We start from the raw sequence: 24,551 nt of genomic DNA on the forward strand, positions 1-24,551 counted from the left end.
TATCAAGGTGTATAACTTGATATATCTTTTAGCTAGTTGTTTTGCTAAATTTAGGTCAATATTGTTTTTTTCAATTTGTATTAGAAACATTGATACGTTGGCTTCATTTTCAGACATTAGAAGTATTTCAGTTTGATAAATCTTGATTGAAATTTTCTGCTCCATAAAACATATATTCCATATTAGTTACATTAGAAACATCTCATTTTGATATATCTTGATTAAAAGAAGTAGCACCGAAAAACATTCCGCACATATTAGTTACATTTGATGTATTTCAGTTACCAATTGGTTGGTTGAAGGTGTAAGCATTAGAAAACATAAAATCCATATATTTTACATTTGATGTATCTCAATTATTAATGGGTTGGTTAAAGTTTTTTGCTTCATAAAACATTCTTGACATATTTATTACATTTGATGTATCTCAGTTGCCGATGGGTTGATTAAATTTATCAGCTGCATAAAACATATGACTCATATTTTCAATGTTTGAGGTGTTTCACATTGAAATATCTTGGTTGAAATTGCTTGCTTGAAAAAACATAGCACTCATATTTTTTACTTTAGAAGTGTCTCATTTGCCTATTGGTTGGTTGAAGGTGTAAGCATTAGAAAACATAGATGATATATTAGTTACTTTTGAAATATCTCAATATTGAATTCCATCAATAGATTCATTTTCATTATCTTTAAATGCACATTTTAAGATTGTGATTTGTTTTGGTAAGGAAGATGGCACTTTTTTAGTTGTTGGATTAAATGGTTCAATTTGAATTTCGCCAGCTTCATTTGTAAAATATCCAATTTCTAAACATTCGGTTAAGTTTGAGTTGTAGATTGCTTTTTTGTAAGGTTTTGGATTGTTCATATAATTAAATCCTTTCTGGTTTGTGGATATATAAGGTATATATGTTATATAAGATTTATACCTATTTATGTTTGTAGAATGACTTATTATCAATGAAAAAGTTTTTTTGAGTTCATTGTTCTTTATCAACTTGATTTAATTCATCATTGATTCCAAAAATCTTTGCGTCTAAATCATCTAAAACAGATAGAATATGTGCTTCAAGAGTCTTTGGTTCAACAGGAGAACCAAACTCATTTTTACCGTGACTTGCTAATATCATATGTTGAAGTAAAGTAACATATTTTTCATCATCTTTATTTGTAAAACCAAGTTGTTCAGCTATTTTATTAACTTCAGTATTTCCTATAGAAATATGTCCTAATAACTTACCTTGTAAACTATAATCACTACCATTAACATCTGAAATTTCAATAACTTTACCTATATCGTGTAATATAGCTCCACACATTAATAAATCTCAATCAGTTGATGTATATTGATAGTTTGATTTTAAAGCTAAGGCGTTTTTTACAAGTGTGTAACTGTGTCAAAATAAACCACCATTTAAATTGTGATGAATTCTTAATCCGCCTGGATAATTTAAAAAATCTTGTTCATATTTTTTAAGTAAATTCAAAGTAATTTCTCTATAAACTTTATTTTCAACTTCATTTATAAGTGAAATTAAATAATTGTATTCTTTGTTTGTATCTAAAATGCTTGTTTTAGTGAAATCATCAATTGATAAATCATATTTAAATAATTCATTTTCGTTTATAATTTGATATTTTTTTACAATAAGTTGGATTTTTGATTGATATTCATCTAAATCTCCTGATGAAATTAAAATATAAGAATTTGGTGTAATTTTTTCTTTATCAATTTCTTTGCAATTTCATAATTTAGCTTGTAAAGTTTTTGTTCTATCAAATAAAGTAATTGATAAAAATTCTTTATCCGATGAAGTTGTTGAAATTTTAACTTCTTTAATTTTTGCTATTGTAGAAATATTTTTACTGGGTTTTGTTAATTTATTAAATTTTTGCATTTTATTCTCCTTTAATTATTTGTCAGCTTCTGCTAATATGTTTAATATTATTTTCAAGTCGTGTTCCATACAATCTTCACAAGAAAGTGTTTTTCCACTAGGTAAAACATTTTTGTTTTTATGTGTACATTTTTTCATAAGTATTTCTCTTTTGTTTATTCGTTATCATTTGATTTGTAAGGATTTAGATAAAATGAAAAAAAGCAACCTAAGTGGTTGCTTGTGTAAAACAAAAAACATTATCTAAAAATAACGTTTTTTGATATGGTTTCAATTCTGTTAAAAGACTTGAAAAAATTAATTAATTTTCCGATGTTAAATTAATTTTAACATATTTTATAGTCATTTTAAATATGTCTTTTATCTAAGTTAACTACTAAAATGTTGGATTAGTAAAGATCCCATATTGTTTTTCAAAATTAAGTGTAATTGTTCCAGTAGCACCATTTCTATGTTTTGCAATAATTAGTTCAGTTGGTTCAGTTTGTAACTTTTTATTAGAATTTTCATTTTTATCATAATAACTTTTTCTATATAAAAAAGTTACAATATCAGCGTCTTGTTCTATTGCTCCAGAATCTCTTAAATCAGATAACATAGGACGTTTGTCTTCTCTAGTTTCAACTCGTCTACTTAATTGTGATAAACAAATAATTGGAATATCAAATTCTCTTGCAATTTGTTTTAATTGTCTTGAAATTTCACTGATTTCATTTTGTCTGTCTTTATTTTCGACCGCTTTAATTAATTGTAAATAATCTATGATACATAATTCAATGTTTTGTTCTTTTTTTAATTTATATAATCTAGTTCTAATTTGTTGAGTAGTTAATAATGCTGAATCATCAATATAAATATTATTAAGTTTTTCAGATAAACTGAATAGTTTATTTCAAGAATCTGTATTCAGAATTTTTGGATTTTTAAACGCTGATGAATCAACTTTACTAATTCTAGAAAGTAATCTAGCAATTAGTTGTTCACTTGACATTTCTAATGAAAATAAAGCAACTTTATGTTCTTTAAAAGCAGCATTTAAAGCTAAATTTAAAGCAAAGGCAGTCTTACCCATACTTGGTCTTGCAGCTAAAATAATTAAATCTGAATTTTGTCATCCTGAAGTTAAATTATCTAAAGAATTAAATCCAGATGGAATACCCATACAATTTTGATTAGAACTAGATAATTCTGTTAATTTATGTAAATAATGTTTAGATATTTCACTTGCATTTTTTATACTATACACTTTTGAGTCTTGTTCAATATTAATTAGTTTAGCTTGAGTATTTTCTAGTATTTGTTGAATATCTGTATTACTAATATCACATTGTTTGATTAAATCTTTACCAATTTCACTTAATCTTCTTTTATTACTATCTTGAACCAGAATATCAATAAAAGTATTTAAGTTTTCATCAGTAAAATACTCAGCACACATTGTATAAATATCAATTTCTTCACTCTCTTTAGTTAATAATTTATTATCATATAAATAATTAATAACAGCAATTGGGCCAGTTGGTTTTTTTCTAATTTTTAAATCTCTTGTAGCTTTATATATTGCTTTGTGTAAAGGTAATAAAAAATGATATTCTTTTAATCTTGAAATAATGTCATCAATTTTAGTCTCATTCATCATAGCTGCTGATAAAACAAATCGTTCAGCATATACAATTTCTTCTTCTGTCATTTATTTTTACTCCTTTTATATATTTTTGAATATTAAGTTATACAGGTTAATCATTATAGTTAGTAAGTATTTTTATATATTACAATATAGCAAAAACAATATAGCAAAGTATATATTGTGATATATCTTGTAAATAAATGGTTAATCATTTTTTGTTATTAAATCAAATATTTTAACTTCATCAAAGTTAGTTAAAATATGGTCTAAAAATTTTAATTTATATCAATTTAAAACATCATTAAATGAAGTGTGATAATCAAAACTATCATTTTTTTTATTAACAAATAGTACTTCATAATCATCTGGGACTTTATTTTCAATTTGTTTAAATAGTTTAATTGCTTCTGACAATAAATCCTTATATTCTGTTTCAAGTTGATGACGAGATAAACTATCTGAAATTTTTTCATACAATTCATCTAAATAAAATAAGTTATTATTTTCAAAAAAATCAGGTAAACTTTTTAAATAAGTAAGACAAAAAATTAAGTGTCTTAACTCATCACTAAATTTTCAATTGTTTGGTGAAAATAAATTTGTTTTATTATAAGCAAAAAGATCTGGTTCAGGTCAACTTGATTGAAGAAATGTTAAATCATAAATATTAAATATATATCTACTTAAAAAATCTAGTTTTTCAATTATTTGTTCATAAAGTTGTCCTAAAGAATTTGAATTATTAAAATCAAAAACTTCTTCATTAAAAAACCTGTTAGTTAAATTTTTTCATTAAATAAAAGTTGAATTTAGTTTTTCAAATTCTTTTTCTAATTCATCATTTATGTCAGTATAATTTTCAAAATTATTAATTATCCAAGAACAATTTTTATTTAATTCTTGAACAACTAATTTTGCAGATGAAGTTAAAACTGGTTGAATATCATAAATCATATAATTTGACATAAATTTGTTTCCTTTCTATTATTTGGATTTTATAAATGATTCAAAAAAAGGTATATCAAGTTATATATTTTGATACATTTTGATATACCTTTATTTTTTAAATCTAGCAAAGAAATTAACTTTTCTTCTTTCAATTTTAAAGAACAAAATAAAGAAGAAAATTAATGATAATGAGATAGCTATAGTAATTATTAAAACAATTAATGATCTACGGTTTGCTGTTTTTTTAAGTTTTAAAATTTCTTCTTCACTTAATAAACTTCTATTATAAGTACTTTCAAAATTTCCTTTTAATAACTTAACTGATAATAAAGCAAAAATGTGATAACTAACTACTATAATAAGAACTATTAAACCTATTCAATATCCAATTACATTAGATTTAAATACTATTAGAATATGTTCTTGAGTATTTCTAAATCAAAGTGAGATTAGATAAAATGTATAAATCACTAATGAAGTAGCAATTAAAATATAAGCAGAAGAACATAAATAATTAACATAATAAGGTTTTTGAATTAAACTTTTATATTTTTTAATAATAAAGAATGGTAAAAAATCAGGATTTTGGTTAATTAATATTTCTTTTTGATATCTTTTAATTTGGATTTTAAATTGATAAGAATTTATCATATAAAAAACTAAAACTAAAAAGCTTATAACAATAGCTGTAATAATTCATTCTAAAGAAAGATTAGAGATAAATTTAATATATTTGTTTAAATAATCTGTTTGAATACTAAAACCTATTTTATTAATTAGTTTTGTTAAAAAGTGAGTATATTTATTTATTAAAAACAAACTTAGTAAAAAACAAGTTCAAAAAGAAAGTAAGTTAATTAATTTATATTTAACTTTTGTAAAAAAGATTAAAGATTTTATAGTTTTTGGAATAGTTATGTTAGTTAAAACAGGTTTTTGTACATAGTTTTTTGGTAATTGTTCATAACTATGATTAATTAGTTGTTCCATAATTTTTTTACCTACTTTCATTAAACAAATAAGTTTTTTTAAAAAAAAGGTATATCAAGTTATACACTTTGATATACCTTGATTACTTATTCAACACCATTTTTTAATTTATTAATTAATGTTTTTAAATAATTAGAATAAATTTGTGATCTATTAGGTGGAGTACCTAAAATATTTTTGTATTCTTCTTCTAATAATTTAGTTTGTTTACTAATTGTTATACAAACTCTTTTTGAACTTGATTGTTTATATGAAACACCGTGATTAGAATAATCACTTCCTAAAATACTTTTTGGCATTATATTGCTCCCCTTTCAGTTAATTCATTAATTAAATTAGTTCACGTTTCTTTAGTTGAAGCTAATTCAAACATTCATTTTTGACCTGATAAAATTGATTTTGAAATATTAGCTTGATTTGGAATAGTTGTATTTAATAAATAATCAGGCACTTTTCTTTTTAGTAATTCTAAAGTTTCTAAAGCTTGTTGAGTTGGTTGAAATCTATTTAAAATAACTGCTTTAATATTATTTTCTAATCCAGATTCTGTGACTGTATATTTTCAATCTGGAACAAAATCTGTAAGAATAGAAGCAGAATTTAAAGATGTATCAGTAATAAAAATGATTGAATCAGCATTCTTATAAGATAAAGTTGTTGTATTAGTTAATGCTGAGTGCAAATCAAAGAAAATATAATCAAAATGACTGAAATTATCATTTTCAAATTTTCTTAAACAAGCGTCCATTTGCATAAACGGAATAAGAGGTTCTATTTTAGAATCACCTGGAACAATTCAAATATTTTCAATGTCTGTTTGTAAAATTTCAACTGTTTCATTTTTATTAAAAATCTTAAATGACTCTTCTTGTTTTGAATCTGTAAAAAAATGGGTTAAAGAGCGTTGGCGGTCAAAATCAATTAATAAAACCTTTTTATTTTGTTTTGCTAAATAAACTGCTAAATTGGCAGTAATAAGTGTTTTTCCAACTCCACCTTTATTATTGTGAATTAGAATTTTTTTATAGTTTTTCATAGATCTATCCTTTCTAGGTATATCAAGGTGTATAACTTGATATACCTATATATGTTTTTGTTAGTTTAAATATAAAATTCTATTTGCAATAATTTTTGTATAAGTTTTTCCTGGTCAGTCTGTTGATGGAACTGATACAAGATGTCCTTCAATTCCAAGAACTGCTCCTTCGTGTAATAAAAACTCATCATCAACTGCATTTGAATTAGCAGTAATTTCTAAAACTTCGAATTTTTCTCTATTGTCTTTTTTTGGTACTTGTAGTAAAAATGAATAAACTTTTGTTTGTTCATCATTTGAAATAAAAACTATTTCAGCGTCATTTTTAAGTTGTCCGATTAAATTTACAAAGTTCATAATTATTTTTTCCTTTCGTTTTTTTTATTTTTGTTTTTTTGGTTTATTTTTATCAATTAAATTGATACAAAGTTTTGGGTAATTTATAGCAACGTTATAGTAATAGGTATTTTGCAAGGTTCTTGTTGTTTTTAGTAAATCTTGATAAGTTAAAAGGTTGTATTTTTTGATTATTCAAATGATAGACATAACATCTTTTTTAGATGGAGAAACTCAATTTTTCATAATATTTTTTCCTATTTAAACTAATGTTTATTTGTTAGTCGAGCGAATACAACCAAGAGGAAACAAACAAAAAGAGGTTAATAATTAATCCAACAGCAAATGTTTTTAAAAATAGATCAATTACATCTTTCTTAACAGTAGCAAAAATTATTATTATAATGATAATCAATAAGATTCAAAGAAAAAAAAGATAATTAAAATCGAATTTTTTCTTTGTTTGAGATTTCATAAATTTTTTATCCTCTAATTAGCAAAATAAACCGACTAAAACAACAACAAGAAATCCAATAATAAAACTCAATTCTGCATACTATAAAATATCTTCTAAAATATGATCCAAAGTAGATTTTGGTTCTTTTTTGTTATCATTTTCAGATTCGTCAATTAAATCTAAAACTCTCTTTGTGGTTTTTCCAAGTAGTTTTAATTTAATATAATCATCAAAGTTAAAACTCATAATTAATATCCTTTCTATAGGTATATCAAGGTGTATAACTTGACATACATTTTAGTTAGTTCTTTAGTTTTTACTCATCTTTATTAACTTGTAAAATTTCAATTTCAGATTTTTTAATTTTAGTTTTTCTTGATTTATTAGGAATTAAAAATAACAATAATGTCACAAATGAAACCAAAATAATTGCAGCAGAACTTGAATAAATAAAAATTAAACTAATTTCATAAGCAGGAGAATTTTTAATAACTTTTAGGTTAACAATTGCAGAAATAAGAAGAATATATAAGATAAAAACTATAATTTTAAATATTCAATTACTTGTTTTAGTACTTAATTCTTTTTTAAATATTTGCTTCATAAATTATTGTTTTTTTATTCCTTTCTATGTTTTGAAATATATTAAGGTATATATTCAGATATACTTTGATATATCTTTTTATTAAATTTAGTTATTGATAATCTAAAATATTAAATCCATTTAAATGTTCAATTTTTGATGAATCATATTGAAATTTATTAGGTTGATTGGAATGAGTAAAATATTGATAATACTTAACTATTGAATAAACTGGTTGAATTAGTTCAATGTTAAATATCTGTTTAATAATTAGTTTTGCTGTTAAATAGTTAATTGGTTTAGTAAAACAAAGTATTGAATGTCTATGTAACTTTTTAATGTTTCCTTTATCATCTAAATCATTATCGTGAATAATTGTTGCTAGTTTAATAACAATTGGCAGTTTAAATAAACGTTCTTTTCAATCTAAATGTTCACTTTCACCAGGATAAGAAATCACACATCATTCTTTTGAAATGCTATCTTGTCACTTCATTTTTAACTTGATAAATTTTTGATTTTTAAAATTTCTTTTAAAACAAATTCTTTATAAAAAATTAAAACATCATCAAATGAATAAATAGATTTTTTATGAGTTTTAGCAAACTTTAGAATTGAAAAATTAGATGGCATTAAAATTACAAAATCTGTTTCATTTAAATTTAAAAGTTCATCGATTAATTTAAATGGTAGACGTTTATTTGACCTTAAACCAGATATTTTAATATCTCTTTCATAAGAATCTAATAAATCTTTAACCTGTTGAAAATTTAAATTATTAATAAATGCTTCAAACGTTGTTCAATTGTTTTCTTTTGCTATTGAATTTAATTCATCTATTTCTTGTTTATCAACTAGAACTTCATAAAATCTATTAACACTAGCAAGAGATTCAAAGTTGAAATCTTTAGAAATTAAGTTTTCTAAAAATAAATCATTTAAATCTAAAGAATCAAAATTCATTTTTTTTGATAATTGACTTAGTTGATAAGTAAATTCATTTTGTTTATTAATTGGAAAATTATCTAAGTTTTCATCAATTAAAGAAACTTTTTTATTAATTTCAGTATCAATTGGAGGAGTTCAAGTAAATTGAATTAAATCTAAAAGTTCATTATTTTTAAAATATTTTGATTTAATTTCCATTTTAATTATTTACTTTTCTAGTTTTGGTGGAATTTAGAACTCTTAAGAACAAGATAACGAACATAACCACCCATAGTCATTCCAAATTCGTTTCCCCTTTCTTTTATTCTTTCAAAGTGATCTTCATCAATTTTAAAAGTAATTTTCTTGTTTATTATTTTTTTAGTCCTTTTAGAAATGTTTATAAAAAAACTTTTATTCTTGAATGATTTAATCTCAAATTGCTGAATCAGGAATCTCATCACCAAAAACTTCTATTTGTTGATCACTAAAGTTTTCGTTGTTTTGTAATGAAGTTTGGTCAGATGCAATATTTAAATCATATTGTTCTTGATTATCTTTATAAGATAATTTAGCAGATCTTGATAATAATTCAATTTTTGAAACTACAACATTAAAAATGTTTTTAAACTCTCCATTATCTTCTACAATCCTTTTAACATTTAATTTTGCAACAATAGAAACAAGATCACCTTTATTTATAAATTTAACTATGTTCACTGCTTTATTATTAAATGCAACGCAAGGAATATAAGTGGTTTGTCTTTCTGAATTTCAATATTCATTAACAGCAACTGTAAAGAAAACAAATGGATTTTTATTTTTTGAACTTCATAATTGCAAATTATTAACTACTCTTCCAACAATATTTATTTGGTTCATAAAATCCTTTCCATTTTAAAAGTGTTTGTTAACACTTTGATTTGTAAGGATTTAGATAAAAATGAAAAAAGCAACCTAAGTGGTTGCTTGTGTAAAACAAAAAACATTATCTAAAAATAACGTTTTTTGATATGGTTTCAATTCTGTTAAAAGACTTGAAAAAATTAATTAACTTTCCGATGTTAAATTAATTTTAACATAAAAATTATATATATACAATATTTAAAAAATTATTAGTTAAATTATTAATTAAAATGATGAAACTGATACACCTAAACCTACACAATCACTTAAGTTTACAATGTAAAGTTATTAGAATGCGTTTAAAGGCTATTAATAGCTTCATATCTCGATAAAAATCATTGTTTAGTAAAACCCTCAAGAAATAATAAAATCGTTGTCTATTCAACGATTTTTATTTAATTTATCTATAGTTTGTCTTTCAATACTAATTTGAATAAAGAATTAGTTAAATTATTAATTAAAATGAATTACATATTTACTTATTTTAAATACATTAAATTTAAGTACAAAGATAATTGTAATCAAAACTAACTTAAATTCATTTTCACCTGTAGAAATAAACTAACTAAAAGAATACCGAGCGAAGTATGAGCGGAATTCCTATCAAATAGGGGGAAAGGGGGGGGTGTGCCCCCCAAAAAAAACAAATATAACCAAAACCAAAGGCATAACCTTTAAGTGGAGCCTTTGAGTTTTGTTATTTAAAAAATAAGAGTAAAAAAACAAAAAAAAAGATGTTTTTTCTCTTTCTTTAATAATAATATAGAACTTCTTTTAAGGAAGTTCTATATTATTCTTTTATTATATTATTCTTTTATTATATTATTCTTTTATTATATTATTCTTTAATTAGACAATAGACAAAACTTCATCATTAATTTTTATTATAAAGTACAAAAACTCGGTTGTATATCAGAATATATCACTGTATATACCTTGCTATACCTTTACTATTTTATAAAAAATCTAAATAAAGTTAAGTCAATCATTTTTGTAAATTTTTAAAAGAAAATTTGATAAAAAATACAGTAAAGGCAAAATTAAACCACGCAAAAAAGGTTTAGAATTTAAGTTCTAAACAATATCTGTATTTTTGTTAAAAATTAACTAATTTGCTTTTTAAGAATATTTAGAATTGAAAGGTTCAGGAAGAATATCACTAATATTTTTAATTTCTCATCCTTTTTCTTTTCTTTCACTATCAAATTTCTGTTTTACTATTAAAAAGAATTCATTTGTCCCAAATAGTTCATCATTTTTTACCAATGTTTTAATTTTTTCTATAATTTCATAATAATGGTAGTCGTTTTTTTCTTTTTCTGAATTAAATATCATTTCTGGTTCTTCTTATTCGTCAGGTTGAGTTTGATATTTAAAAACATTTTGATCAACTGGTTTGTTTAGTGATTGTTTAATTTGCTCAACTTTTTCATCATCTTTAGGTTTTTCTTTTTTAAAGAGTTTTTTAACTCAATTTTCTGTTTTATTTCAAATTTCTTTTGCTTTTTCTGCTTGTTGTTTCATTCTTTCTTTGCCTTTTGCTATATAGTAAAAAATGTTAACCTTAAGCAAGAAAAAATAAGCTCTAATCAAATTACAATAACTTGATCGTTGAGCTCCTTTTTTTCTATAAAAAGTAGTGAAAAATTTACCATTTACTTTTAATGGTAAAGCAATTAAAACTGTAGGTTTTGTTTTATCTTGGTCATAAACAAAATTGCTAGGAATAAAAATCTTAGCAGTATTTTTTATATTAGTTATTCAAATTCCAGTTCCTGTTTCTGCTGGAACAATACATTCTCTAGGAATTGCTATTGCTTGAACTATAAAATCAGTACCATACGCTTCCATTAAATAATTACTAGTTAAAGTTCTAGCTGTTGCTAATTCGCTTTCTTCACTACCTTTAAATTCATCATTTAAGGAATCTCAAATACTTTTTACATAGTCACTTTTAATATCTTGAAATTCCATAATATTATCCTTTCTTTTTAGATTTTTATAGTTTTGTGTTCTCGGGTTTTTTATTAAAGGTATCATCGAAAAATTAATTACCTTTTTCAAGCCCTTTAACACTTTTGAAACTGCACAAAAAATCCACTTTTTCTAAATCTCAAAGATACCAATTTAAATCATTAAATTGGACAATCAATTTAAAATAAAGTGGATATTTTAAGTGTCTACTTATTGGGTATCGCTTCCTCTATTAATAAATTTTTAAATAGTTGTTGTTTAAAAAATGGTTCAGTTGATTTCTCAAATGAGATTTTATTTTCCTTTTTTCCACTCTTTTTAAACTCATCTATCTTCTTTTTAACATTACCCTTACTTACTATTTTTTTTAAACTAGATGGTAATAAATTTATAGATAAAACATTTCTATCATTATTGTTAAAATCTATTTTTCTAAATCCTTGAAAAATAAATGCTTTAGGTTTATATGAATAAGGTTCATCTTTTGTTTTAGGATCATCATCTCTATTTGTTATTTCTACTTCTATACCCAAAATTCCGTTTATATCATCATATCTAACACCTATAATTTTGTCATTGTAAAGTTCACCTAAACTTTTGTCATACTCTAATAATAAATCTTTCATTTCTACATTAAGATTTATAGAATCACTATAAAATAAATTGTTGTTACCATTTTCTAATTCCTCAAAATTAATAACATTACCAGATTGCAATAATTCTCTATAATTATTATGATCTTGGCTATACATTAACATATACGCAACTAGTGAAGGATATAAACCTAACAATTTTTCATCGACTTTATTTTTAGGCTTTATATAATTTTCTTTATTATTTTTATTAACTTGATTTATTCTTTTTTTAAATCCTATAAATGAAAATGTGCGCATTTTAGATTGCTTATCTTTTGTAAATTTAATACTTACTTTATCAATTACACCTTTTTCATCTACGAAAACTAAATCATTTTCGTTTACAAAACTAACCTCATATTTGTTAATAATTTTTTTATCATTGATTACTTTTTCAAATATTCATTTTATTTTAGTTTTTAAATCGAATCATGCAGATGTTGCGTCTTGTTTTTTGTATATTTCAAAATTATCAAATGAAATTTCCTTAGGTAATTTATCTAAATCAGAAAAATCCACTTTATGAGACTCAGGTTGGTCAGCTGGTTGATCATTATGTGGGTGATTATTATTAGAATCGTCACCTTGTGGTTGATCATCAGGTTTTTTAGGATCTTCTTCAGGTTGTTTTGAATCACTATCTGGAGTTTTTGGAGTTTTATCAGGTTTAGATGGGTCTTTATTTTCACTTGGAGTAGTTGAATCAGGTTTATTATTCGGATTAGAGTTATTATTTGAATTATTTGAATTATTATCGTTATTATTAGGTTTTTTGTCATCTGGTTTTGATGGAGTTTTTGGAGTGTTTTCATTTGGTTTTTCAGGTTTTTTATCAGACTTGTTATTATTTGAATTTCTTGTTGTACATGAAACCATACTTAAAAAACTAATTGATGATATTGGTAATATAGATAATAATAATTTAGTTGCTTTTTTCATAATAATAATACCTACAAAAAATTTTTCGAAAATATTATAACAACATAGCTAAAATATCTAAAATTAGTACATAATTTATCAAAAAAACTTAATTTTTCTTACTTTAAATATTAATTACTTACAATATATTTTAAACAGGTTGAAATATATAAAAATATATAAAAGATATTCTTGGTAAAATAATACTTATGAAAGGATAATATGTCAAAGAAATTTTATATAACTACTCCAATTTATTATCCTAGTGGTAATTTACATCTAGGTCATGCTTATACAACAACACTAGCTGATATTTTAAATAGATATAAAAAAGAACAAGGTTATGAAACTTTCTTTTTAACAGGTAGTGATGAACATGGTCAAAAAATTGAAAACAAAGCAAAAGAAGCCAATCTAACACCATTAGAATATCTAAATCCTAAAGTACAAACTTTTAAAGATTTGTGAGCTAAATTAAATATTAATTATGATAAATTTATTAGAACTACAGATGATTATCATGAAGAAGCTGTTCAAAAGATCTTTACTATTTTATTAGAAAAAGGATATATCTATAAAGGGCAATATGAAGGAATATATTGTGTTAGTTGTGAAGAGTTTTTAACTAATGAACAAATTGATGAAAATGGATTATGTAAAATTTCAAGCACAAAACCACAACTAGTTAATGAAGATACTTACTTTTTAAAAGTTAGTCAGTTTCAAGAATTTGTGCAAAATATTTTAAAATCAGACTTTTTAATTCCTGAATATAGAAGAAATGAAATGTTAAAAAATTTTGTTGAACCAGGATTAAAAGATTTATCAGTAACTAGAGTGAGTTTTAAGTGAGGAATTCCGATTACTCAAGATGAAAAACATATAATTTATGTTTGATTAGATGCTTTAAGTAACTATATTACAGCTTTAGGGTATCTTCAAGAAGATGACTCATTATTTAAAAAGTTTTGGCAAAATGATGATTGTGAAATTTTACAATTAGCTGGAAAAGAAATTATTAGATTTCACTCAATTTATTGACCAGTAATCTTAGAAGCTTTAAATTTAAAACAACCCACACATTTACTGGGTCACGGATGGATTTTAAACAAAAATACTAAAATGAGTAAATCTTTAGGAAATGTAATTGATCCAGTTAAAATTATTGAATTATATTCAGCTGATGCTTTAAGATTTTATATATCAAATGATCTACCAACTGAAAAAGATGGTAATTTTAGTCTTGAATTATTTATTGAATCATTTAATGCTCATCTAGCTAATAATGTAGGTAATTTAATAAGTAGAACTCATAATATGATTAGTAAATATTTTAATGGATATATTGATTTAAATAATGTTAAATATGATCAAGAACTAATTGATTTAGGTATCAAAACAATTGATAACTATATTTTTAATATGGATCAATATAAAATTAGTGAAGCTATTAAAGTGGTTTTAGAGTTATCTAATGCATGTAATAAATATATTGAAGTTAAAACGCCTTGAAATTTAGAAAAAGAGAATAGAATTGAAGAATTAAAAACTGTTTTAATTACTTTGCAAAGAAATATTGCAATTATTTCTTATTTACTAAAACCAATATTAGTTGATTCATATAAAGATATGATTGAGCAATCTGGGTTAGAAAATGTTGATATTAACTTTGATATTTTAAAAACATTTTTAAATATTAAATTCAATAAATTAGGTAATAAAAAAGTTATATTCAATAGAATTAAAGATTAAAAAGATCCCAAGTTTTTTGCTTGAGATTTTTAATTTTTAAAAAAGGAGGTATAAGGATATCATAAAAAAATAATTTAGTTTTATTATTAGCAATTTATATTAAAAAATGAAAAACCTTTTTACTTTTAAAAAAATTTTCACATAAAAATAGATGAAGATATTATAAAGGAGAGTTGAAAATGAAAAAACTTTTAACAATTTTAACAACTTTTATTGGAGTTAGTGGGTCAGTTTCAACATTAATTTCATGTAAAGCAGCAAGTTTTGCTGAAGGTGTACTAGGTCAAAGAGTACTTGTTGTTACTGATGGAGGAAATATTAATGATAAAACATTTAATGAAAGTTCTTGAGAAGGTGTAATTAAATTTGGCTCTCAAATTCATAATAACTTTAATATTACAGATGAAAATATAGCTAGAAAATTTGATTATGCTAGCTCAATTGGTGGAAAAACTAAATGAGATAATAATACTCATTCATTTATAGAACAAGATTATGAATATGCAAAAGATAAAAGTAATAACTATGTTGAAAATCCTGATCATACAATTGATGCTTTTAGAACTTCATACAATACTGCGATATATAAAAAGGCTGATGCATTCCTACTAGCAGGATTTGGACATTTAGGAGCTGTTGATTATGCTGCTGAAAGAATGAAAAAAGCAGGAAATAAGACAGTTGTTTTATTGGATGCTAAATTTGATAGAGAAAATGTTATTTCAGTTTTATTTAACTCAGAATTAGCTGGATTTAATGCAGGTTGAGATGCTATTATGTGAGCAAATCTCCCGAAAATGACTAGTTTAAATAGTGGTAAGTTTTCAAAAGAAGCACTACAAGCTTCTAATAGTTCTAGTGATATGCCTTTACAGGGATCAGTAGCAGGTAATAAATACATATCAATTGGTATGTTTGGTGGTATTACTAGTAAAAATGCTGTTGATAACTATATGTGAGGACTTCTTGCAGCAATGCATGTTTATAATAGTAAAATTGCAAATAAAGAAATTGAATTAGAAGATAACAAAGGTCAAAAAGTTAAATACAAATTACAACCTGTTTATTTTGCAAATCAAGGGATAAAAGCAACTATTGATAAACTAGTTGATGTTAATGAAAATACTTGATTTTCAAAAAGTTTTGATGTTGGTGGAGCCACAAAATCAGGAGTAGTTGATGCATTAATTAGAAACCAAGCAGATATAATTTTTCCAGTTGCTGGACCACAAATTAATGATGTTTTAGAAGCTACAGGTCATAAGCCTTATGTAATTGGTGTTGATACTGATCAAGTAACTAGTGTTGGTTCATCAAAAAAAGGTAATGAGATTAGATTTATAACAAGTGCTAAAAAGAACATTGTTTCAGCTTCGGTTTATGCTTTAAATAGAGCTAGATCGCTACAAAAAGCTGTTGTTGATAATAAAGAATATATTTCAAATAAAAGTAATGAAATTCAAGATGGAAAAACTTTAGTTGGAAAAGAAGTAGACTGATCAATTTCATCTTCAAGAAAATCTGATACAAAGTGAAGCATTAAAAAAGTTAATGGTTCTTTAACTAATGCAGCTAACTTATCTGTTGAATCAATTGATTATTCAAAAGATAAAGCTAAAAAAATAGAAGAAGATCTTAAAAAAACTCTAGAAAAATCAGGAATTACATTTAAAGAATACTTATCAAAGACATCTCTAGATAAAGCACTGGAATCAATACAAAAAAACATTCAAGATAACGAATGAGATAGTTTAACACTAAGTGCTAATGGCATAGCAGGAATAAAAGATTACTGACAAATGTTAATTAAGTCAACTAAATAGAATTGGGAGCATAACTTATGAATAAAGAAGAAGAAATTAATTATGCTATTGAAATGCAAAATATTACTAAAACATTTTTAAATGGTTCTATAGTTGCTAATGATGATATTACTATTAGAGTTAAAAAAGGAGATATTCATGCATTAGTTGGTGAAAATGGAGCTGGTAAATCTACATTAATGTCAATTTTATTTGGTTTATATCAACCAACATCTGGAATTATAAAAGTTAATGGAAAAGAAGAAATAATATCAAATCCAATTAAAGCTAATAAACTAGGAATAGGTATGGTTCATCAACATTTTAAATTAGTTGAAGTAAATACGGTTTTAGAAAATATTATTTTAGGTGTTGAACAAACAAGGGGAAAAATCTTTTTAAATAAAGCAAAAATGCGTGCTGAATTAATTGAAATTATGAACAAATATGGTTTGTATGTTGATTTAGATGCAAAAATTCAAGATATTTCAGTTGGACTACAACAACGTGTAGAAATTTTAAAAATTTTATATAGAAAAGCAGATATATTAGTTTTTGATGAGCCTACTGCAGTTTTAACACCACAACAAATCCAATCTCTTTTACAAATAATGAAAAACCTCCAAAAAGCAGGTAAAACTATTATTTTCATTTCGCATAAAATGGATGAAATCAAAGAAGTTGCAAATGTTGCTACAGTTATTAGATTAGGTAGAAAGATAACAGATTTACAAGTTAGTGAAGTTAGTGGAAATGAAATAGCAGAAGCAATGGTTGGAAGAAAACTTGTAGAAGTTAAAAATAAGTATAAAAAAGTTTTATCTGAAGAACCAATATTAGATGTTATTAATTTAACAGTAAAAAAAGATTCTAATCATAAAGTTTATGGACTAGAAACTTTTAATGTTAAAGTAAGACCTGGTGAAATTGTAGCTATTGCTGGAGTTGAAGGAAATGGACAACGTGAATTAATCCAAGCAATTACAGGACTAGTAAAACCAGTTTCAGGCGGTGTTGTTTATAAAAAAATAAACATTGCTAATAGTAGTATTAAGACAAGATATGATATGGGTATGGCCCATATTCCTGAAGATCGTCACAAACATGGAATGTTATTGGATTTTTTAGTTGAAGAAAATATTGTAAGTCAAGAAATTGACAAAAAACCATTTTCTCAATTTGGATTTATTAATAAAAAAGCAATTTCAAGATATGCACAAACAATTATTAAAGAATTTGATATTAGAGGTTCAAGAAATGGAACCGTATTAGCTAGAGGTCTTTCTGGAGGCAATCAACAAAAAGCTATTGTAGGAAGAGAAATTAAAAGAGAACACGATCTGTTAATTGTTGTTCAACCTACGCGTGGCCTTGATGTTGGAGCTATAGAAAATGTTCATTCTCAAATTTTAAAAGAAAAAGAAAAAGGTAGAGGAATTTTGTTAGTTTCTTATGATTTAAACGAGATAATGGCTCTTGCAGATAGAATAGTTGTTATTAATGATGGGAAATTAATTGGTGAATTGCCAGCAAAAAAAGCTAAAAAAGAAGAAATTGGGGCTTTAATGACAGGTCAGACTTTAGAACAAATTAAAAATAATAAAGTTAAAAAAGATAGTGAGGTGGTGGTAGAAAATGCAATCTAGAATATGCTGAATGTTAATTAAAAAAACAAAATATTTATTTAATTCAGATAAAACAAAAAGCAAATTAAAGTTTATAAAGGGTTCTTTATTTTCAATTATTATGGGATTTATTGTTTCTGGTATTTTTCTTTCATTGTTAAAAATAAATCCCTTTACATACTTTGCTCTTTTGTTTGGAATTAACTTTGATAAAAACTTTTATCAAATAAGTTTAAACTGAATGGCAGTATATATTGTTGCAGGATTATCAATGGCTGTTGCATTTAAATCAGGGGTATTTAATATTGGAGCACCTGGTCAAATACTAACAGCTACAAGTGTTTCAACAATTTTATTTTTCTATATAAAAGGTCCAAAAACAACAACAATAAATGCTTCAATGATTGTTTTAATGCTAATAGCTTGTATTATTTCAGCTAGTTTTTTAGCACTTATTGCAGGAATATTAAAAGCTTTATTTAACATACATGAAGTTGTTTCAACAATTTTATTAAATTGATCAGTATTTTATATATTTAAATGATTTTTTAACAAATTTAAAGACTTTTCAGGTGGTTTATCATTTACATCAAAAAATATTCCATCAGATCAATTGGTTATTGGTTCAAATACTGTAATTATTCCCTTATTAATAGCTTTAATTTGTGTGATTTTGGTTTGAGTGTTATTTTCAAAAACAACTTTAGGTTTTAAGTTAAAAGCAATTGGTTCATCAATAACTGGTTCTAAATATATTGGAATTAATGTTAAAACTCAAATTATGAGCTCATTAGCTTTATCAGGAGCAATAGCAGGAATTGCAGGATTTATTTTAATATTTACAGTCACACCAAATAACTTTTTTGCTTCTAATAGTCTACCAACTGTTGGATTTGATGCAATTGCAGTTTCACTAGTTGCTTTTAATAACCCTATAGGAATTATTCCAATTGGTTGATTATGAGCAGTGATCAAAACCGGAGGAGGCCCTGTTTCTTCACTATATGGTATTTCAACACAAATAAGTGGATTAATTTCAGGAGTTCTTATTTACTTTACAGCAATTGTTTCTATATTTATTGTTTTTAAACCTTGAGAGTTGTTAAAAAATAAATTTAATTTATTAACATCACCTACAAGTAGAGAAATTGTTTGAAAATTATATCTACATCTTTTGATATTAAGATTTAAAAAAATCTTTTTAATTTTTATAAAAGAGTATAAACAACAAGCAAATGATAGTTATAAAAATTATGTTGTTAAAAATAAAATTAAAAAACAAATGCAATTACCTCACTTGTTTTGAAATGGTAGAAAAAATATTAAACTAGAATTTAAAAAAAATATTAACCAATCAATCGATTTAATTAAAAATAAAATTATTGATATTAAAGCATTTGTTAAAGAAGATAAAACAAGACTTAGTGTTAATGGATTAAAAACTAATTTAAAAGAACAATTAAATTTAATAACAACTAAATTTGTTTTAAAATCTTATGATTTAGATTTAAAGTTAGCTGATCATAAATATAAAATCACACAAGTCAAACAAAATATTTTAAATAAATATCAATCAGATATAAAACAAATTAAAAAAGAACATAAGTTAAAGATTCAAGAAATTAAAGTTTTTAAAGAAGCACAAATAGGAGTTTTATTTCACGAATTTCAATATCGTGATAATGTAATTGAAATTAAAGCTAATAAACTAAAAACTATTGCATTGCTTAATGAACAAATTAAAAATATTAAGTCTAAGTTTAATTTACAAAAAGAAAATTTGAAATTGAATAAAAATTCATATGATAATAAACATTTAGAACAAATTAATAAGATTAAACAAGAAATTAAAGAAGTTAAAAAGCAAACTAGTGTTAAGCTTTTAGAAGAAAAAAATAAATTTAAAACTCAAAAAGGCAATGTTAAAAAAGAAAAGGTTCAATTACAAACTATTTTAGAACAATATAAAACTTATCTTAAAGAAGAAAAACAACGCTTTATACAAGCTAAAAAACAAGCTCTTGTTAATAAGCACAAACGTTTAGAACTTATTGATATGAATCGTTCTAAATTAGAAGTTAATAAGGCTATTGTTTTATTAAATGATCTAAAGACATTAGTTATGACTAATATAGATAAAAACTTAAATAGACAAGCAATAAAATCTAATGATAAAACTTTAATAAAGGCTTTAAAAATAAAGTCACAAATAGATGAAATATTTGGTTCTAATATTATTAGTGAATATGATGCACCTGAATATATTAGACAAAAAGTAAAAATAAGTTTAAAAACATTTAAATTAATAATCTTTTTAGAAAAGCAAATTTCTTATACTAATTGTAGAGTTGAAGAACAAGAACTAATTAATAACTATAAAACTTGAATTGATAAAGCAAATCAAATTATTGATAAAGATAAACAACAATATTTATTAGCAATTAAGCAACAGCCAAGAGAAACACTAACTGATTTAGAGCAATTATTTAACTTAGAAAAAACATTAAAACAACAAACTAATTTAAAGATTATGAATTTAGAAAAATCAGTACTAAAGGAGGTTAAGTAAAAATGGCAATTTTATTTAATATTAGTATTTTAACTTGAGGACTTGCTTTAGTTGGTGTTTTATTGTTTGCTTCTTTATCATCACTTGTTAGTGAAAAAGCAGGAGTTGTTAACATTGCTGTTGAAGGTATGATGATTATTGGAGCTTTGGTTGTTTCTATTTTAGGAACTTATTTAACAACAAATGATCAAAAGAGTAATTATACTCAAATACCAATAGTTTTACTAGCGGGAGTAATTACAGCAATTTTTGCACTATTACATGCTTTTCCATCAATCACATTAAAAGCAAACCAAATTGTTTCAGGAACTGCGATTAATATTTTAACAATAGGTCTTGGAATATTTTTATCAACATCAAATTGATTTGGAAAGCAATCACAAGTTATTGCTAGTGGTTATACTTCAATAAATGTAATTAATATAACTAAAACAGTTGGTTCTAAAACTCAAGTAGTTGCAAGTATGTTACCTATTTGAACAATAATAGCTATTATTTTTGCGATTGGATTATTTGTTTTTTTTAAATATACAAAACAAGGAATGAGATATGCAATGGTTGGAGAAAACCCAAATGCTATTGATGCAGCTGGAATTAGTGTAACTAAATATCGATATGTTGCAGTAATTTTATCAGGATTTTTAGCAGGAATTGGAGGAGGAGTATTTGTTGTTACTACAGTTAGTGGTGGTGGATTATTTAGTGGAAATATATTTGGATATGGATTTTTAGGAATTGCTATTATGATTTTTGGACAATGAAGAATTTTATTTATTACAATTGGAGCCATTATATTTTCATGACTATTTGCTTTAGGACAACAAATAGGAACAATTTCAACAAATAAAACTATTCAAAGCATATCAATTTTATTTAATACTTTACCATTTATTTTAACTATTGTTGCAATGGTATTATTTAGTAAAACTTCTAAAGCTCCAGCAGCAGTTGGAATACCATTTGATAAATCAAAAAGATAAATAATTTTTTAACAAGTTTTTAAAATAAAAATTAAAAAACCGAACTTTTATGATGTTCGGTTTTTTTATTCTAATCTTCTTCAAAATCTTCGTTTTCAAGGCCATGTTTACGGTATTCTAAAGTAATTGCATTAATTTCTTGATTATCTGCTAATCTAATTGCTTTAACTCCACTAGCATTTCTTGAAAGCGAAGGAATATTTGAAACTTTAGTCTTAATTAAGTTTCCATCACTTGAAATAATTAAGATTAAATCAGTTTCTCTAGCATCAATAATAGCTTTGAATTTACCAGTTCTTTGGTTTAAATTCATTACTTTTATACCTTTACCATTTCTTCCACTAATTCTATAATCATCAATTGGTGTTTTTTTAAATAAACCTTTATTTGAAACAGTGGTAATATGAGTTAATTTAAATGAACTAATTGCTCCAACCACAACATCATTAGCTTCTAATTTTAATGCCCTAACTCCAGAACCAACTCTAGATTGTGGATTAACTACGCTTTCTTTAATTCTAATTACTTTTCCAGACTCATTAGCAATAAAAATAGTATCTTGTCCAGTTGTTGCAAATACTGAAATTAGTTGATCGTTTTCTCTTAAATTAATTGCTTTTTTACCATTTCTATTAATGTTTTCAAATTCAGAAATTTTAGTTCTTTTAATCATTCCCTTTTGAGTAACAAAAGTTAAATAATTGAATTTTTCTTTATTGTTTCTTAAAGGTAAAATAGCTGTAATTTTATCTTCACTAGTTAAGTCATTTAAAAAGTTAACAATTGGTAATCCTCTAGCTGTTCTTGAATAACTTCTGATGTTATATAACTTAGTTCTATAAACCTTTCCTGAATTAGTAAAAAATAATACTCAATCCTTAGCTTTTCCCATTGTTGCTATATCAATAGGATCATTTGGCTCTACATTAACACTAACTCCACGTCCACCGCGTTTTTGGATTCTAAACTCATCTGGATTAATTCTTCTAATATAACCTTCTTGAGATAATAAGATCATTCATTTTAGATCAGGAATCAATTCTTCATCTTCAATATTAATCAATTCTTCATCAATTAATTCTGTTCTTCTATTATCTCCAAACTTGTCAGCTATTTCATTTAATTGATTTTTTAAAACATTATCTTGTTCTTCTTTTGTGTTAATCAAAAGATCTAAATAAGTCAAGCGCTCTTTAATATTAGTCATTTCTAAAGTGATTTTGTCTCTTTCTAAACCAACTAATCTTTGCAAACGCATATCTAAAATAGCTTTATTTTGTTCTTCATCAAAGTTATATTTATTAGTTAATTGAATTTTAGCTTCATCACTAGTTTTAGAATTTTTAATAATATTAATAACATCATCAACATTATCTAAAGCAATATGTAAAGCTTCTAAAATATGATAACGCTTAGTTAATTTATTTTTTTCAAAAATAGAACGTTTTATAATAACATTAACTTGAAACTCAACATAGTTTTTAATAATAGTTTTTAAGTCTAATAAAACAGGTAAATTATTATTTAAAGTTAATAAATTAATCGAAAAACTTGATTGTAAAGCAGTGTATTTATAAAGTTTAGATAAAACAACATCAGGATTAGCATCTTTTTTTAATTCAATAATGATTCTAATACCTTCATAATTTGATTCATCTCTAATATCAAAAATACCTTCAATAGTTTTGTCTTTAACTAATTCAGCTATTTTTTCAATAATTTTAGCTTTATTAGTTTGATATGGAATTTCAGTAACTACAAATCTATCGTGCTTTTTATTTTCTTCAAAATCAATTTTTGCTCTAATAATAACACTACCTCGTCCTGTTTTATAACCTTCGCGCATTTTTGTTCCATTAGTCATTAAAGCGCCAGTTGGAAAATCAGGACCTAAAATATAATTGTCTAAAATCTCATCAATAGTAATATCATTATTATCAATATAAGCATTAATAGCACTAACTACTTCTTTTAAATTATGTGGTGGAATTGAAGTTGCCATTCCAACTGCAATACCCATAGTTCCATTAACTAAAAGGTTTGGTAAATAACCTGTTAAATAAGCTGGTTCATGTTCACTAGCATCATAATTATCAATAAATGGTACTGTATCCATATCAATATCTTTTATTAGATAATTTGATATCTTAGCTAGTCTAGCTTCAGTATAACGCATTGCAGCTGCACCATCTCCATCAATCGAACCAAAGTTACCATGACCATCAATTAAAGGATAACGATAAGAAAACTCTTGAGCCATTCTTACCATTGTTTCATAAACAGCACTATCTCCATGTGGGTGATACTTACCAATTACTTCTCCGACTATACGAGCAGATTTTTTATGTGGTTTATCTGAAGTAATTCCTAAATCATTCATTGCATAAATGATACGTCTATGAACTGGTTTTAATCCATCTTTTAAATCAGGTAGCGCACGACTTACAATAACACTCATTGCATATTCTAAGAAATCTTTTCTAACTTCTGTTGAAATATCAATAGGAGAAATTTTACCATGATAATGATTTTGATTTTCATCTAAAAAATCATTATTATTGTTTTCATTATTCATAATTTTCTAC

At 24.4% G+C, this 24,551-nt stretch carries 24 protein-coding genes and 1 pseudogene; 5 read left to right on the plus strand and 20 right to left on the minus strand.

Annotated features, from left to right (window positions below; translation table 4 throughout):
- Window positions 1-28 precede the first annotated feature (28 nt).
- The 19 genes and pseudogenes from MSB_RS00285 to MSB_RS00365 all read right to left on the minus strand — a co-directional run.
- Window positions 29-871 carry a BspA family leucine-rich repeat surface protein gene (locus MSB_RS00285; protein ID WP_013447378.1) on the minus strand — a complete coding sequence of 281 codons (843 nt, stop codon included), beginning with the start codon at window positions 869-871 and terminating at the stop codon, window positions 29-31.
- A gap of 61 nt (window positions 872-932) precedes the next feature.
- Window positions 933-1,901, minus strand: a complete 969-nt coding sequence (locus MSB_RS00290; RefSeq protein WP_013447379.1) for a 3'-5' exoribonuclease YhaM family protein — start codon at window positions 1,899-1,901, stop codon at window positions 933-935.
- A gap of 15 nt (window positions 1,902-1,916) precedes the next feature.
- Window positions 1,917-2,039 (minus strand): hypothetical protein, encoded by a 123-nt coding sequence (locus tag MSB_RS05335; protein ID WP_013447380.1) that lies wholly within the window; start codon window positions 2,037-2,039, stop codon window positions 1,917-1,919.
- Between the two features lie 238 nt (window positions 2,040-2,277).
- Window positions 2,278-3,591, minus strand: coding sequence for a replicative DNA helicase (dnaB, locus tag MSB_RS00295; protein ID WP_013447381.1), 1,314 nt, complete (start codon window positions 3,589-3,591; stop codon window positions 2,278-2,280).
- 141 nt (window positions 3,592-3,732) lie between these two features.
- Window positions 3,733-4,005 (minus strand): hypothetical protein, encoded by a 273-nt coding sequence (locus tag MSB_RS04895; protein WP_162465527.1) that lies wholly within the window; start codon window positions 4,003-4,005, stop codon window positions 3,733-3,735.
- A gap of 315 nt (window positions 4,006-4,320) precedes the next feature.
- Entirely contained in the window at window positions 4,321-4,494 is a 174-nt protein-coding gene (locus MSB_RS05050) for a hypothetical protein (RefSeq protein ID WP_013447382.1), read from the minus strand.
- Between the two features lie 90 nt (window positions 4,495-4,584).
- Window positions 4,585-5,487 (minus strand): MSC_0882 family membrane protein, encoded by a 903-nt coding sequence (locus MSB_RS00305; RefSeq protein WP_238523224.1) that lies wholly within the window; start codon window positions 5,485-5,487, stop codon window positions 4,585-4,587.
- Window positions 5,488-5,552: 65 nt separating this feature from the next.
- Window positions 5,553-5,765, minus strand: a complete 213-nt coding sequence (locus tag MSB_RS00310; RefSeq protein ID WP_013447384.1) for a hypothetical protein — start codon at window positions 5,763-5,765, stop codon at window positions 5,553-5,555.
- Complete coding sequence (locus MSB_RS00315; RefSeq protein ID WP_013447385.1) at window positions 5,765-6,502, minus strand: ParA family protein; 738 nt, start codon at window positions 6,500-6,502, stop codon at window positions 5,765-5,767. Before MSB_RS00315 ends, MSB_RS00310 begins: the two co-directional genes overlap by 1 nt.
- Before the next feature lie 60 nt (window positions 6,503-6,562).
- Window positions 6,563-6,859, minus strand: coding sequence for a single-stranded DNA-binding protein (locus MSB_RS00320; RefSeq protein WP_013447386.1), 297 nt, complete (start codon window positions 6,857-6,859; stop codon window positions 6,563-6,565).
- Window positions 6,860-6,883: 24 nt separating this feature from the next.
- Entirely contained in the window at window positions 6,884-7,084 is a 201-nt protein-coding gene (locus tag MSB_RS00325; RefSeq protein ID WP_013447387.1) for a hypothetical protein, read from the minus strand.
- Window positions 7,085-7,394: 310 nt separating this feature from the next.
- Window positions 7,395-7,541, minus strand: a complete 147-nt coding sequence (locus MSB_RS04965; RefSeq protein WP_013447388.1) for a hypothetical protein — start codon at window positions 7,539-7,541, stop codon at window positions 7,395-7,397.
- Between the two features lie 70 nt (window positions 7,542-7,611).
- The gene (locus MSB_RS00330; RefSeq protein ID WP_013447389.1) at window positions 7,612-7,899 is read right to left on the minus strand and encodes a hypothetical protein; all 288 of its coding nucleotides are present in this window, start codon (window positions 7,897-7,899) and stop codon (window positions 7,612-7,614) included.
- Window positions 7,900-7,990: 91 nt separating this feature from the next.
- The gene (locus MSB_RS00335) at window positions 7,991-8,374 is read right to left on the minus strand and encodes a Rep family protein (protein WP_013447390.1); all 384 of its coding nucleotides are present in this window, start codon (window positions 8,372-8,374) and stop codon (window positions 7,991-7,993) included.
- A gap of 2 nt (window positions 8,375-8,376) precedes the next feature.
- Complete coding sequence (locus tag MSB_RS00340) at window positions 8,377-9,024, minus strand: hypothetical protein (RefSeq protein ID WP_013447391.1); 648 nt, start codon at window positions 9,022-9,024, stop codon at window positions 8,377-8,379.
- A 210-nt stretch (window positions 9,025-9,234) separates the two neighbouring features.
- A complete protein-coding gene (locus MSB_RS00350; protein WP_013447392.1) occupies window positions 9,235-9,687 on the minus strand; it encodes a single-stranded DNA-binding protein in 453 nt (150 codons plus the stop codon).
- Between the two features lie 1,143 nt (window positions 9,688-10,830).
- Entirely contained in the window at window positions 10,831-11,046 is a 216-nt protein-coding gene (locus MSB_RS00355) for a hypothetical protein (protein WP_013447393.1), read from the minus strand.
- Between the two features lie 12 nt (window positions 11,047-11,058).
- Window positions 11,059-11,685, minus strand: coding sequence for a hypothetical protein (locus MSB_RS00360; RefSeq protein WP_013447394.1), 627 nt, complete (start codon window positions 11,683-11,685; stop codon window positions 11,059-11,061).
- Between the two features lie 227 nt (window positions 11,686-11,912).
- A pseudogene (locus tag MSB_RS00365) lies at window positions 11,913-13,259 on the minus strand (LppA family lipoprotein); the annotation flags it as partial.
- A gap of 201 nt (window positions 13,260-13,460) precedes the next feature.
- On the opposite strand from MSB_RS00365, the gene metG reads away from it, so the two are divergent.
- The 5 genes from metG to MSB_RS00390 all read left to right on the plus strand — a co-directional run bounded on the left by metG (window position 13,461) and on the right by MSB_RS00390 (window position 21,966).
- A complete protein-coding gene (gene metG / locus MSB_RS00370; protein WP_013447396.1) occupies window positions 13,461-14,990 on the plus strand; it encodes a methionine--tRNA ligase in 1,530 nt (509 codons plus the stop codon).
- Window positions 14,991-15,169: 179 nt separating this feature from the next.
- Entirely contained in the window at window positions 15,170-16,813 is a 1,644-nt protein-coding gene (locus MSB_RS00375) for a BMP family ABC transporter substrate-binding protein (RefSeq protein ID WP_013447397.1), read from the plus strand.
- 17 nt (window positions 16,814-16,830) lie between these two features.
- A complete protein-coding gene (locus tag MSB_RS00380; protein WP_013447398.1) occupies window positions 16,831-18,438 on the plus strand; it encodes an ABC transporter ATP-binding protein in 1,608 nt (535 codons plus the stop codon).
- A complete protein-coding gene (locus tag MSB_RS00385) occupies window positions 18,428-20,986 on the plus strand; it encodes an ABC transporter permease subunit (RefSeq protein ID WP_013447399.1) in 2,559 nt (852 codons plus the stop codon). The genes MSB_RS00380 and MSB_RS00385 overlap by 11 nt, the downstream gene beginning before the upstream one ends.
- 2 nt (window positions 20,987-20,988) lie before the next feature.
- Window positions 20,989-21,966, plus strand: coding sequence for an ABC transporter permease (locus MSB_RS00390; RefSeq protein ID WP_013447400.1), 978 nt, complete (start codon window positions 20,989-20,991; stop codon window positions 21,964-21,966).
- Window positions 21,967-22,036: 70 nt separating this feature from the next.
- On the opposite strand, the gene gyrA is transcribed toward MSB_RS00390, so the two are convergent.
- On the minus strand, window positions 22,037-24,541 hold the full coding sequence (gene gyrA, locus MSB_RS00395; protein WP_013447401.1) for a DNA gyrase subunit A: 2,505 nt from the start codon (window positions 24,539-24,541) through the stop codon (window positions 22,037-22,039).
- Window positions 24,542-24,551: the final 10 nt, after the last annotated feature.

It is taken from the genome of Mycoplasma leachii PG50, from assembly GCF_000183365.1.
Classification (GTDB): domain Bacteria; phylum Bacillota_I; class Bacilli_A; order Mycoplasmatales; family Mycoplasmataceae; genus Mycoplasma; species Mycoplasma leachii.